This is a genomic window from Streptosporangium sp. NPDC051023, assembly GCF_040689595.1.
In the GTDB taxonomy this organism is placed as follows: domain Bacteria; phylum Actinomycetota; class Actinomycetes; order Streptosporangiales; family Streptosporangiaceae; genus Streptosporangium.
Genome location: NZ_JBFBCE010000008.1, coordinates 173,684 through 186,874, shown reverse-complemented (window position 1 = coordinate 186,874; position 13,191 = coordinate 173,684). Strand labels below are relative to the sequence as shown.

Annotated in this window: 9 protein-coding genes; 6 read left to right on the top strand and 3 right to left on the bottom strand. The window is 69.8% G+C overall.

Features of this window, described 5'->3' with window-relative positions:
• A partial coding sequence (locus AB0395_RS07935; protein WP_366278111.1) for a transposase occupies positions 1 to 912 on the bottom strand: 912 nt, incomplete at its 3' end.
• A gap of 117 nt (positions 913 to 1,029) precedes the next feature.
• Between AB0395_RS07935 and AB0395_RS07930 the strand changes: the two genes are divergently transcribed.
• Genes AB0395_RS07930 through AB0395_RS07915 form a run of 4 tightly spaced genes read left to right on the top strand, consistent with a single transcriptional unit; the run spans position 1,030 to position 7,223 of the window.
• Positions 1,030 to 3,126: a molybdopterin oxidoreductase family protein gene (locus AB0395_RS07930; RefSeq protein WP_366278109.1), complete on the top strand. Its 2,097-nt coding sequence runs from the start codon at positions 1,030 to 1,032 to the stop codon at positions 3,124 to 3,126.
• On the top strand, positions 3,123 to 4,589 hold the full coding sequence (locus tag AB0395_RS07925; protein ID WP_366278108.1) for an FAD-dependent oxidoreductase: 1,467 nt from the start codon (positions 3,123 to 3,125) through the stop codon (positions 4,587 to 4,589). Before AB0395_RS07930 ends, AB0395_RS07925 begins: the two co-directional genes overlap by 4 nt.
• Positions 4,586 to 5,938, top strand: coding sequence for an MFS transporter (locus AB0395_RS07920; protein WP_366278107.1), 1,353 nt, complete (start codon positions 4,586 to 4,588; stop codon positions 5,936 to 5,938). The genes AB0395_RS07925 and AB0395_RS07920 overlap by 4 nt, the downstream gene beginning before the upstream one ends.
• A gap of 28 nt (positions 5,939 to 5,966) precedes the next feature.
• Positions 5,967 to 7,223 carry a hypothetical protein gene (locus tag AB0395_RS07915; RefSeq protein ID WP_366278105.1) on the top strand — a complete coding sequence of 419 codons (1,257 nt, stop codon included), beginning with the start codon at positions 5,967 to 5,969 and terminating at the stop codon, positions 7,221 to 7,223.
• A 473-nt stretch (positions 7,224 to 7,696) separates the two neighbouring features.
• On the opposite strand, the gene AB0395_RS07910 is transcribed toward AB0395_RS07915, so the two are convergent.
• Positions 7,697 to 8,347 (bottom strand): hypothetical protein, encoded by a 651-nt coding sequence (locus tag AB0395_RS07910; protein WP_366278104.1) that lies wholly within the window; start codon positions 8,345 to 8,347, stop codon positions 7,697 to 7,699.
• A gap of 607 nt (positions 8,348 to 8,954) precedes the next feature.
• Between AB0395_RS07910 and AB0395_RS07905 the strand changes: the two genes are divergently transcribed.
• Positions 8,955 to 9,131, top strand: a complete 177-nt coding sequence (locus tag AB0395_RS07905) for a hypothetical protein (RefSeq protein WP_366278102.1) — start codon at positions 8,955 to 8,957, stop codon at positions 9,129 to 9,131.
• Between the two features lie 38 nt (positions 9,132 to 9,169).
• Here the strand turns inward: AB0395_RS07905 and AB0395_RS07900 are convergent, their stop codons facing one another.
• Complete coding sequence (locus AB0395_RS07900; RefSeq protein WP_366278100.1) at positions 9,170 to 9,424, bottom strand: Smr/MutS family protein; 255 nt, start codon at positions 9,422 to 9,424, stop codon at positions 9,170 to 9,172.
• A 397-nt stretch (positions 9,425 to 9,821) separates the two neighbouring features.
• Between AB0395_RS07900 and AB0395_RS07895 the strand changes: the two genes are divergently transcribed.
• Positions 9,822 to 13,166, top strand: a complete 3,345-nt coding sequence (locus AB0395_RS07895; RefSeq protein WP_366278098.1) for a S8 family serine peptidase — start codon at positions 9,822 to 9,824, stop codon at positions 13,164 to 13,166.
• Positions 13,167 to 13,191: the final 25 nt, after the last annotated feature.

The window sequence follows — 13,191 nt, the reverse complement described above, 5'->3', positions numbered from 1 at the left end:
CTTGTACTCCAGCATGGACCGCAGTTCTCGCCAGGACGCGTCCGAGATGGCGCGGGCCAGGCCGCGGTTTTTGACCATGTTGCGGACGGTGAGGTCCTCGATCACGACCGTTTGGTTCTCACGGACGAGACGAGTGGTGACCTGGTGCAGGTGGTCCCGGCGGCGGTCGGCGATCCGGGCGTGCACCCGCGCGACCTTGAGGCGGGCTTTGGCCCGGTTGGCCGACCCCTTGGCCTTGCGGGCCAGCGCCCGCTGGGCTTTGGCCAGCAGGCGCCGATCGGCCCGCTCGTGCCGGGGGTTGGCGATCTTCTCACCGGTGGACAGCGTCACCAAAGCGGTGATCCCGGCGTCCAGGCCCACCGAGTGCGCGGATGGTGGCAGTGGGGAGATCTTCTCCTCGACCAGGAGGGAGACGAACCAGCGCCCCGCCGCGTCCCTGCTCACCGTGACCGTGGACGGCTGCGCACCGTCCGGCAGCGGACGCGACCACACGATGTCCAGCGGCTCGTTCATCTTCGCCAGGGTCAGGCGGCCGTCGCGCCAGCGGAAGGCCGAGCGGGTGTACTCGGCCGAGGCCCGCGCCTTTTTCCTGCTCTTGAAGACCGGATACTGGGCGCGCTTGGCGAAAAAGTTCGTGAACGCCGCCTGCAGGTGCCGCAGTGCCTGCTGCAGCGGGACCGACGACACCTCCGCCAGGAAGCCGTACTCGCCGTCGCGTTTCCATGCCGTCAGCGCGGCCGACGACTCCGCATAGGAGACGCGGCGCCCCTCCAGCCGGTAGGCGCGGGTGCGTTCCTCCAGGGCCTTGTTGTAGACCAGGCGCACGCACCCGAACGTCCGGGCGAGCTCGTCGGCCTGCCCGGGGGTCGGGTAGAAGCGGTGCCGGTAGGCCCTCTTCACGATCCGCGCCATGCCCCACCTTCTACCACACGACTCGCCAAAAATCGAACTTGTGTTCGATTTCGTGGTGATATGCCGTGTTTCCTCCCCTGCCTGAAAGGCAGGGGTCTCCACACTCAAGGAAGTCTGATGAACACGGCCGTCGCGACCCACTGCCCGTACTGCGCCCTGCAGTGCGGGATGGCGCTGACCCCGCAGGCGCCCGGGGCACGGGTGGGCCCGCGGGACTTCCCGGTGAACGAGGGCGCGCTGTGCCAGAAGGGGTGGACGGCGGCGGCGCTGCTCGACACCCGGGACCGGCTCAGAGAGCCCCTGGTCCGCCATCGTCGCGGGGCACCGTTGCGGCCGACCGGCTGGGACGAGGCCCTGGACCTGGTGGCGGGGCGGATCAGGGACCTGCAGGACAGACATGGACGGGACGCGGTCGCCGTCTTCGGCGGCGGCGGGCTCACCAACGAGAAGGCCTACCTCCTCGGCAAATTCGCCAGGGTCGCCCTGCGCACCTCGCAGATCGACTACAACGGCCGGTTCTGCATGTCGTCCGCCGCGGCGGCGGGGATCCGTGCCTTCGGCCTCGACCGAGGGCTGCCGTTTCCGGTCACCGACCTCCGCGACGCGGATGTGGTCATGCTGGTGGGGGCCAACGTCGCCGAGACGATGCCGCCGCTCGTCCGGCACCTGCGCCGGGCCAGGGAGCGCGGCGGCCTCATCGTGGTGGATCCCCGGCGTACCGCGACCGCCGAACTGGCGACGCTGCATCTGGCGCCCCGCCCCGGCACGGACCTGGCCCTGGCACTCGGCATGCTGCACGCGGTCGTCGCAGGAGGCCACCTGCGGCGCGACTACACCGGCGCGCGGACCGCGGGATTCGCGGAGGCCTGGCGGATCGCCGCCCGCTGGCGTCCCGAGGAGGCCGAGCGGGTCACCGGGGTGGCCGGTGCCGACCAGCGGGCCGCCGCCGAGCTGCTGGCCGGGGCGCGCAGCGTGTATCTCCTCACCGGGCGAGGGACCGAGCAGCACGCGTCCGGTGTGGACACGGTGTCGGGCTGGATCAACCTGGCGCTCGCCCTGGGGCTGCCGGGCCGGGCGGGATCCGGCTACGGGTGCCTGACCGGCCAGGGCAACGGGCAGGGGGGCCGCGAGCACGGGCAGAAGGCCGATCAGCTGCCGGGATACCGGCGCCTCGACGACGAGGCCGCGCGGCGGCACGTGGCCGCCGTGTGGGGCGTCGCGCCCGAGGAGCTGCCCGTGGCGGGCCGGTCGGCGTACGAACTGCTGGACGCGCTGGGGACCGAGACCGGCCCGCGGGCGCTACTGGTCTTCGGAAGCAATCCCGTGGTGTCCGCGCCCCGCGCCGGACACGTCGCGCGCCGGCTGGCCGCCCTCGACCTGCTGGTGGTCGCCGACATCGTGCCGTCGGAGACCGCGCGGCTGGCCGATGTGGTGCTGCCGGTCACCCAGTGGGCCGAGGAGGACGGCACGATGACGAATCTGGAGGGGCGGGTGCTGCTGCGGCGGCGCGCGCTCCCGCCGCCTCCGGGAGCCCGTACCGACCTGACCGTCCTGCGGGAGCTCGCGGCGCGTCTCGGGCAGCCCGCCTCCCGCTTCCCCGACGAGCCAGAGGAGGTGTTCGAGGAGCTCGGGCGGGCCTCGGCCGGTGGTCCCGCGGACTACGCGGGGATCAGCTACCAGCGCCTGCGGGCGGGGGAGGCCCTGCACTGGCCGTGCCCCGATCGCCGCCATCCGGGGACGCCGCGCCTGTTCCTGAACGGCTTCGCGCACGCCGACGGGCGCGCGCGGTTCGTCCCGGTGGATCACCGGGGGCCCGCGGAGCGGACCGATGCTGACTATCCCCTGATCGCGACGACCGGGCGGATCCTCGCGCACTACCAGTCCGGCGCGCAGACCCGCCGGGTCGCCGACCTGGTCCGGGTGGCGCCCGCGGCGTACGTGGAGGTCCATCCGGACACCGCGCGGCGGGCCGGGCTGGCCGATGGCGACCGGGCCCGCGTCGTCTCGCGCCGCGGCACGGTCGAGGCCGAGGTGCGCTGTGTGCCGACGATCCGGCCGGACACCGTGTTCATGCCGTTCCACTTTCCCGGTGCCGAGCGGGCGAACCTGATCAGCAACCCGGCGCTGGACCCGGTCAGCGGGATGCCCGAGTTCAAGGCGTGCGCGGTCCGGCTGATCCCGGCGGCCATCCCGGCGGACGGGGAGTGTCCATGAGTCCCCGCAGGGTGGTGATCGTGGGGTACGGCATGGCCGGAGCCCGCCTGGCCGAGCGGGTCCGTGCGCGTGATCCCGAGGGCGTCCGGGTCGCGCTCACCGTCGTGGGCGCCGAGTCCCGCCCCGCGTACAACCGGGTGCTGCTTTCCGGCGTGCTGGCCGGCACGATGGCCCCCGCCGACATCGCCCTTCACGACGCGGCGTGGGCGCGCGGGAACCGGGTCCGGCTGAGTCTTGGCGTCCCCGTCGTTCGGCTGGACCGGGCGGCGCGCTCGATCCGGCTGGCGGACGGCACCTCGATCGGTTACGACGCCCTGGTCCTGGCCACGGGCAGCAGGCCGTGGCTGCCGCCGGTCGAGGGGCTGGCCGACGCCCACGGCGGACCGGCCGAGGGCGTGGTCACGCTGCGCGACCTGGACGACTGCCTGCGGATCCTGGATCGGGTCCGCCCGGGTGTGCCGGTCGCGGTGCTCGGCGGCGGGGTGCTCGGCCTGGAGACCGCGCTGGGGCTGGCCCGGCGCGGCGCCGCGGTCACCCTGGTCCACCCGGCGGGGCACCTGATGGAGCGACACCTGGACCCCGTCGCCGGGATGGTCCTGGCAGGCCGGTGCCGCGCCGCCGGGGTGCGGACGGCGATCGGGCTGGCCGCGGTCCGGTACTACCCTGGCGAGGGCGTCAAACTCGAGGACGGCACGTTCGTCCCCGCGGCGGTGACGGTGGTGACCGCCGGGGTCAGGGCCGAGACCGGGCTGGCCGTCGGCGCGGGGCTGGCGACGGACCTGGGGATCACGGTGGACGACCGGTTGCGCACCACCGATCCGCGCGTCCACGCCATCGGTGACTGCGCCCAGAGCGGGCGTGTGCCGGCGGGGCTGGTCCAGCCCGCCTGGGAGCAGGCGGCCGTGCTGGCCGATCTGCTCACCGGCGCCGACGACACGGCGCGCTACCGCGCCGGTCCTGTGGTCACCCGGCTGCGCGCCGGCGACGTCGACCTCACCGCGTTCGGCGAGACGCACCTGGATCTGGACAGCCAGGACGCCGAGGTGCTCAGCTACGCCGACCCGGCCCGAGGGACGTACGCCAAGCTCTCGCTGGCCGACGACCGCGTCATCGGGGCGATCGTGCTGGGCCTGCCCGACGCCGCGGCGACACTGACACAGCTCTACGACACCGGCCTGCCCGCCCCCTGCGACCGGCCGGCCCTGCTGCTCGGACGGGCGCTGCCGCGGGCCGCCGCGGACGACCCGGCCCGGTTGCCGGATTCGACGGTGATCTGCCGCTGCAACTCGGTGACGAAGGCCGCGCTGGCAGACGCGGCCCGATCCGTCGGCGGTGACGTGGCCGCGCTGGTCGAGGCGACCAGGGCGACCACCGGGTGCGGGGACTGCCTGCGGACGGTGCGGAACCTCGCGGAGCTGCTGGGAAACGACTCACGGAACACGAGCGAAGGAAAAGACACATGAGCGAGCCTCAGCCGACGTCCCGGCGGACCGGACGCTGGATCGACCACTGGGAGCCGGAGGACCCCGGCTTCTGGGCGGCCACCGGGCGCCGTGTCGCCACCCGGAACCTGATCCTCTCCATCGTCGTGGAGCATCTCGGCTTCACGGTGTGGCTGCTGTGGAGCGCGATCGTCGTCCTCCTCCCCCGAGCGGGCTTCCCGTTCACCGTCGACCAGCTCTTCTGGCTGGTCGCGGTACCCAACCTGGTCGGGGCCACGCTGCGGCTGCCGTACACCTTCGCGGTCTCGGCCTTCGGCGGCCGCAACTGGAACGTGGCCAGCGCGTTGCTGCTGCTGGTGCCGGTGGGGCTGCTCGCCTGGATGGTCTCCGACCCCCATACCCCGTACTGGATGTTCCTGGTCGCCGCGGCGACGGCCGGGCTTGGCGGCGGGAACTTCGCCTCCTCCATGGCCAACGTCTCCTACTTCTATCCGGAGCGGCGCAAGGGGTTCGCGCTGGGCGTGAACGCGGCCGGCGGCAACCTGGGGGTGGCCGTCGTTCAGCTGGTGGTCCCGTTCGTGGCGGTCTCCGGCCTGGTGAACGCCGGTCTGGTGTGGATCGCGCCGATCGTGGTGGCCGCGGTCTGCGCGTACTTCCTCATGGACAACCTGGCCGTGGCGAAGACCGATTTCAGCACGCAGAGCAGGGCGTTCCGCCGCAAGCACACCTGGGTCATGTCCTTCCTCTACATCGGCACCTTCGGCTCCTTCATCGGCTACTCCGCGGCCTTCCCGCTGCTCGTCAAGGCGACGTTCCCCGAGTCCGGGGCGACATACTCCGCCTTCCTCGGCGCCCTGGTCGGCTCGTTGGCGCGGCCGGTCGGCGGCTGGCTGGCCGACCGGCGGGGCGGGGCCAGGGTCACCGCGTGGTCCTTCGCGGTCATGGCCGTAGGTGTCCTCGGGGCCCTCGCCGGGCTCAGGCAGCACAGCTTTCCGCTCTTCCTCGGTGCGTTCGCGCTGCTGTTCGTCGCCTCGGGGCTGGGCAACGGCTCCACCTACCGAATGATTCCCGCGATCTTCACCGCCCAGGCGGAGCGGGAGGCGGCCGAAGGGGCGACGCGGGCGGACGCCGGGCTGCGCGCCAGGCGGGAGGCCGCGGCGGCCATCGGCATCGCCTCGGCGGTCGGCGCGTTCGGCGGGTTCCTCATCCCACGCGGGTTCGCCATGTCCCTGGGGCAGACCGGATCCGTCGACCTCGCGCTCTACCTGTTCCTCGGCGGTTACGTCGTGTTCCTGGCGACGAACTGGTGGTTCTACCGCCGCCGGGTGTTGCTGGCCCGGGTCCCCAGCCTGGCCCACGGCCGGATCTGATATCGCATCAATCAGGAAGGAGCGGCACATGCCCGCCAAACCACTGCGAGACCTGGTCGACTTCGCCAGGAAGAACTCCCCCTTCTACGCGGAGCTGTACCGTGACGTGCCACAGGGCGTCTCGGACATCACCCAGCTACCGATCATCGACCAGACGGCCTTCTGGGCCGCGAACGCCTGGCCGGGCAACCGCTTGCTGACCGGACCGCTGACCGACGCGGGCGTGTACACCTCCGGTGGCACCACCGGTGCGCCGAAGCTCTCCCCGTGGACCCGCACCGAGCACGCCGACTCGGTGACCGCGTTCGGAGCGGGCATGGTCAAGGCCGGTCTGAAGCCTGGGCACCGGGTGGCGAACCTGTTCTTCGCCGGCGAGCTGTACGGGGGGTTCCTCTACATCGAGGCCGCCCTGCACAACGCCCCGGTGGAGAACGTGCGGCTGCCCGTCGCCGGCTCGGCGCCGAACGAGTACGTCGCCGACCTGATCACGGCCTTCGGCGTCAACGTGCTGGCGGGGCCGCCGATGAAGCTCATCGGGGTGGCCGGAGCGGTGAATGCCCGGGGACAGGCGGCCGACTCGGTCGAGTTGCTGCTGTTCGGTGGTGACCTCCTCTTCGACGACCAGCGGCCCGAGCTGGCCAAGGCCTTCCCCAATGCCGCGATCGCCTCGCTCGGGTACGCGTCGGTGGACGGCGGACTGGTCGGCGCGCCGGTGCCGGGCGATGACGTGCGGGTGCACGAGGCCTTTCCCGACCGCACGCTGGTCGAGCTGATCGACGAGGTGACCGGTGACCCGATCACCGTGCCCGGCGTGCCCGGCCGCGTGGTGCTCACCAACCTGTTCCGGACCCTGATGCCGATCATCCGGTACCCGGTCGGGGATCTGGCGGAATGGATCGACACCGAGTGCCGGCGATTCCGGCTGGTCGGCAGGGCGACCGAAGGCGCCAGGCTGGCGATGGTGACCATGAGGACCGAGGACATCCGCGCGGTGATCATCTCGTCCGATCAGGACCGGGTCGTGTCCGGAATGCAGCTGGTACAGCGCCGCCGGGACGGCAAGGACGGCCTGGTGCTGCGGCTGGCCTCCGCCGGAGAACCCCCGGCGGGCCTGACTCAGCAGTTCATCGACGCCGTGCACGCGGCCCGCCCGATGTACCCCGAATACGCGGCCCAGGGGTTCATCCGTCCCTTGGCCGTCGAATGGGTACGGCCTTCGGAGCTGGTGACCAATCCGCGCACCGGCAAACTGGTGCAGATGGTGGACGAACGCCCGCACTCCTGATCCGGCCGGTTTGATCAGAAGCCTGTCCGCGCCTTGTCCAGGGCGCGTGCCCCATCACAGATGTGCCGCCGAGTGACTTTCTTTTGGCCGAGGCCGCCGATCAATCGCTGTCTCGAAGAAAGAACTGAGATCATGCCCGTTCTCACAGAAATCGTCGACGCCGTGGTTGGCGGCGCCCGTCGCGATCAACGCGGCCTGCGCGCTGTCCAGATCATCGACCCCGAACTCGGAATGGGCCTTTTCGGCGTCTCGGACTGTGACCGAGTTCGGCCGGATCTACACCCGTGAAACCGCCGGCACCCGGTAGGGCACCGGCGGTTTCACGATCACAGCACTCAGTTGGCCAGGCTCAATCTTCTCGCGTTCACCTGGTGACGACAGCCTTATCGACACCCGGCTTACGCGATTCACCCTGGTGCGTTTGCATGGCCGACTGAGCGGTGAGCGCGGTCTTCGGATCGCGATCAGAGCAGTCAGACCACTGCGATAACCGCACCAACGATTCCCAGTGTTTGCTTGAGGGCATCGATTATGGGGCCCAGGCTGATGTTTACGCCTGCTCGCCAGGCCCAGCGGTATCCGGTCGAGGCCAGTTCGGGCCAGGCCGCAGCGATGCCCGGATTCACTCCGCTCTTGGTCCAGTTCCAGTCCCTCGAGCCCGGTTCGACCGTCCCGTGCATGCGGCCGGCAGCCGAGAAGCTGAAAGCCGGGTTGCCGTCCCGGGTGGTCAGGATCCAACTGACCACCCCGTTATAGCTGGGGAAGCCGGAGTCGTGCAGGTGGCCGCTGAAGACGTAGGCGCCGTTGGGATAGAGGGCCAACGTCGACCATCCCCCTACGGGAACTCCCCCGCCGAAGCGGATGTCGGCCGATGCCTGGATGGTGGCAAGACGTATGACGGCTGCCTCTCCATCGAGGGAGGTCGCCAGGGAGTGGTCGGCTACCAGTTCTTTTAGGGCGGTGCTTCCCAGATAGATGTCCTTGTATTCTTCTAGCGCTGCCGAACTGTAGTCGCCTCCGATCGCCGGCGACATATCTGCAGTACGGATTGTTTCGTAGGCGGCCCTCAGCAGAGTTTCCTGCTGGGCTGCGTCTACGTCCGGCCTATCCGCGAGTGAGGTCACGGCGTCCTCCTTGGGAGTGCAGGTCGAAAAACCTGCCTACATACACATATGTACTCCCCCCATCCATCGTCGAGCAATCCGGATCAACGGATCCGAACCCAACATTGCCCAAACAATTAACCCGAATCCCCTTCACTTCAATTGCCAAGTATTGACACTTCAAGTGTCTGCCTTCTTTTTGGGGTTAATTTAGAGTCCTTGATATTAGCGTTGAATTCAACGGATGTGCCCATGGTTTGTGTTTGCGGGAAGGTTCTCCCAAAATGTGTCCACACAGGCTCCACGCCGACCGGATACCGCCGGGCGCACGCGGCGCGCATCCACACCGGCCTCGGACCTGACTGGATCCGAGGCGGGCACGCGGTGCCGCCCGCCGGGGCACGCCCTCGCCTCCCACCCGTAAGCAACCTTGGACCCAAGGCAGCATGCGGACGGCTTTCTCCGTGAACTCGGACGAGAACTGCCCGCGACGTCGCGTCACGTATCTACCTCTTCAAGACTCTCTGTCAGGTCATGCACCTGACTGTCCTGAAGTCGTTGAGCACCTTGGAGTGACGTGACCTTGCCCCGGCATACTCCCGATGGCGGACCAAGAACGTTCAAGCTCTTGTTCGCGAACGCCGCAGGCCGTGCCCTGCATCGCAACACGTTCAACCGCAGGTGGCGTTCGACGATCGAGCGGACCTACATGCACCTGATGCCCAACGCCGCCGACCGCGTCGGGAGGGCGATGGCGGCCTTCTTCACGGACGGGTCGTGTGCCCCTGGTGTGCCCTGGGCGTGATCCAGAGAGCCGTTCACACTGGTCAGGGCGCCGTGGCCCTACTTGTGGCGGAAGTAGACGAACAGGCGGCCGTGGTTCTTCGAGTCCTTGTCGATGCGGTGGTAGAGGGCCTTGATCTCCTTCTGCTCGAGGAAGCGCAGGACCTTCTTCTTGAGCTGGCCCGAGCCCTTGCCCGGGATGATCTCGACCTCGGTGGCCTTCTTCCTGATGGCTTCGTCGATGACGTCCCGCAGCGCTTTGTCGATCTCACCGCCGCGGTTGAAGATCGGGTGGAGGTCCAGCTTCAGTTTCACCCGCCCAGCCTCTCATCTCCCGGCCCCCACGGCGAGCCCGGCCCTCATGGACGCGAAGCGGCCTCGGCGGGGCGGCGGCCCCTGCGGGACGGCGCCCCGCCGAGATGGCACCCCGGCGGAACGGCGAGGGCCCGCGTGCCCGGGGGCCGCTGGGCAGACCAGGCAATTAAACCTGACTAACGATCACATCAATTGTGGCAATTTCCGGATCTAGGCAAATAAAAGGCCTCTAGTTAGGCTCCCAAGCATGATCGGCCGCCTTTACCGGCGGCCGTTCTCTCGTCACCCAACGGGGAGGGCCGAGGCCTCCTCAGCCATGCCCTCGATCAGGCGTGGCGGGTGACCAGGCACCTCCTGACGGTGTGACGCGGTCATGCGTCCCTATAGGGAGGTCCAGTTGTCAAGTAAGTCCCGCTTATCGAGAGCCAGGCGCCTGGCGGCGGTCGCCGCGGGTTTCGGGCTCGTCGTGGTGATGGCGCCGCCCGTGAACGCGGAGCCAACCCCAAGCCCCACCCCAAGGAAGTGGACGGCCACCCCGTTGACCGGCGGGGAACTGGTGCAGGGCGCCAAGTCTCCGACCGGCAAGCTCGCCCAGAGTGACCAGGCGCTGCTGAAGTCCACCTCGGACGCCACTGTCAACGTGATGGTCAAGCTCGACTACGACTCCTACTCCGCCTACCAGGGCGGGCTTGACGGCCTTCCTGCCACCAGCCCCGCCGAAACCGGGAAATCCCTCGACGTCAAAAGCGCCGACGCGAGGAAATACGAAAAGCACATCGAGGGAGTGGAGAACACCTTCCTCAGCGCTCTGGCCAAGAGCGTGCCCGGCGCCAGAGCGGGGCAGAAACTGCGGACCGTCTACGGTGGCATCGCACTGCGCATTCCGGCCAACAAGGCGGCCGTGGTCGCGAAGCTGCCCGGAGTCGCCGCCGTCCAGGAGGACAAAGCCGAGCAGCTCCTGACCGACTCCAGCGCCTCCTTCATCGGGGCGCCCGCGATCTACAGCAAGCTGGGCGGCAGTTCCTCCTCGGGCAAGGGTGTCATCGTCGGCGTCCTGGACTCCGGCGCCTGGCCCGAGCACCCGCAGTTCGCCGACCCCGGCACGCTGCCCGCGGTGCCCCCCACCAAGGACGGCTCCCCGCGCGTCTGCAACTTCGGGGACAACCCGCTGACCCCGGCGGCCGACCCGTTCGTCTGCAACCGGAAGCTGATCGGCGGCGCGCCGTTCCTGGACACCTACAACTCCATCTATCCGGGACAGGAGGTGTACGCGAACAGCGCCCGTGACTCCAACGGCCACGGCACGCACACCGCGACCACCTCCGCGGGCGGCCCGGTCGCCGACGCCAACCCGCTCGGCATCAGCCGCGGCCCGATCCACGGCATCGCTCCCGCGGCGCACGTTTCGGTCTACAAGGTCTGCGGTCAGCAGGGCTGCTTCCCCTCCGACGCCGCGCAGGCGGTCGGCCGGGCGATCCTCGACGGCGTCCGTGTGATCAACTTCTCCATCTCGGGGGGCACCTCCCCCTACAGCGACCCGGTCGAGCTGGCCTTCCTCGACGCCTACGCGGCGGGTGTGCTCGTCTCGGCCTCTGCGGGCAACGCGGGGCCGGGTGCCGCGACCGTCAACCACGTCAGCCCGTGGGTGACCACGGTCGCGGCCTCGACGCAGAGCCGTACGTTCCAGTCGACGATCACGCTGGCCGGTTCCGGCGGCGCGAGCGCGACGCTGAAGGGCTCCTCCATCACGGCGGGCGTCGCCTCCCCGCTGCCGGTGGTGCTCGCCTCCGCGCCGCCGTACTCCAACGCGCTGTGCACGACCCCGGCGCCCCCCGGCCTGTTCGTCGGCAAGATCGTCGCCTGTCAGCGTGGATCGGACCGGGTGCTCAAGGGCTTCAACGTGCGCCAGGGCGGCGCCGCGGGCATGATCCTCTACAACACCACACCGCTCGACGTGATGACCGACAACCACTGGGTGCCCACGGTCCACATCGACAAGCCGGACACCGACGCGCTGCTGGCCTTCCTGTCGGCGAACCCGGGCACGACCGCGACGTTCACCCAGGGCGCCAAGGCCACCTGGCAGGGCGACGTGATCACCACGTTCTCCTCGCGCGGCCCCGGCGGGGACTTCCTCAAGCCCGACGTCACCGCACCCGGCCTGCACATCCTGGCGGGGCAGACGCCGACGCTGGAGAGCCCGGCGGGTGGCCCGCAGGGCAACCTGTACCAGGTCATCGCGGGCACCTCGATGTCGTCGCCGCACGTCGCGGGCGCGGCCGCCCTGGTGTTCGCGCTGCACCCCGACTGGACTCCCGGCCAGGTCAAGTCCGCGCTGGAGACCACGGCCAAGACCTCGGTCACCAAGCAGGACCGCGTCACCCCCGCCGACCCCTTCGACTTCGGCGGCGGCCGCATCGACCTGACCAAGGCGGGCGACCCGGGCCTGACCCTGAGCGAGACCGCGCAGAACTTCGCCGCCTCGGCCAATGACGAGCTGAACCGCATCGACCTGAACCTGCCGTCGGTGAACGCCCCGGTCATGCCGGGTCTCATCACGGCCAAGCGGACGGTCACCAACGTCACCGACAGGACGCTCACCTACCAGGGCAGCGGCACGACCGTGAACGGGGCGAGCATCGCGGTGCTGCCGCCGGTCTTCAGCGTCAGGCCGGGCAAGAGCGCGAAGATCACCGTCGTGATCGCCGCGCCCGAGCTGCCGGACGGGCAGTACTTCGGCCAGGTGAACCTCAAGCAGGTCGGCGGCAAGCGCGACCTGCACCTTCCGGTGGCGTTCTTCCGCAAGGAGGGCGCGGTCCCGGTCGACCAGACCTGCGCGCCCGCCACCATCCCGCGGGGCACCGGCGAGTCCACCTGCACGGTGACCGTGCAGAACAACACCCTCAAGGACGCCGAGGTGACGGCGATCAGCACGCTTGACGGCAGGCTGCGGCTGAACGACGTGACCGGCGCCACGAAGGTGAGCTCGCAGATCGCGACCGCGAAGGCCACCCTCACTGCCAGGCAGCCCGACAAGCCGGGCATCGCTCCCGGCAGCGGGCCCGCGCCGTACCTGCCGCTGGACTCCTTCGGTGTCGCGCCGACGCCGATCGGCGACGAGCAGGCGCTGAACTTCACCGTTCCCGCGTTCAAGTACGCGGGCAAGACCTACACCCGGATCGGCGTCGTCTCCAACGGCTACACGGTCGCGGGAGGCACCTCGGGCTCGGCCGACATCAGCGCCACGCCGCAGTCCCTACCCGATCCGTCGGCCCCGAACAACGTGCTCGCCCCCTACTGGAGCGACCTGGACGGCACCGGCGCGCCCGGTGTCTACGTCGGCACGCTGACCGACGGGGTCAGCAACTGGCTGGTCGTCGAGTGGCGGGTCAAGGTCTACGGCACCTCGGACACCAAGGTGTTCCAGCAGTGGATCGGGCTCAACGGTGAGGAGGACGTCACCTACACCTACGACCCGGACAGACTGCCCGGCAACCCGCCCGCGAGCTACGGCCTGACCGTCGGCGCCGAGAACGACGAGGGCACGGCGGGCGGCCAGATCTCGGGGCCGCCGACCGGTGACCTGCGGGTGGTCAGCACGCCCGGAGCCCCCGGCGGCAGCCTGACCTACACGCTGAAGGTCAAGGGGGTCAGCCCGGGCGTCGGAACGGTGACGACGGGCACGTCGACACCGCAGGTCAAGGGCATCACCATCGAGGTCGACAAGGTGACCGTGCAGTAACGGCGGCCCTCGGAGCACGTCCCGG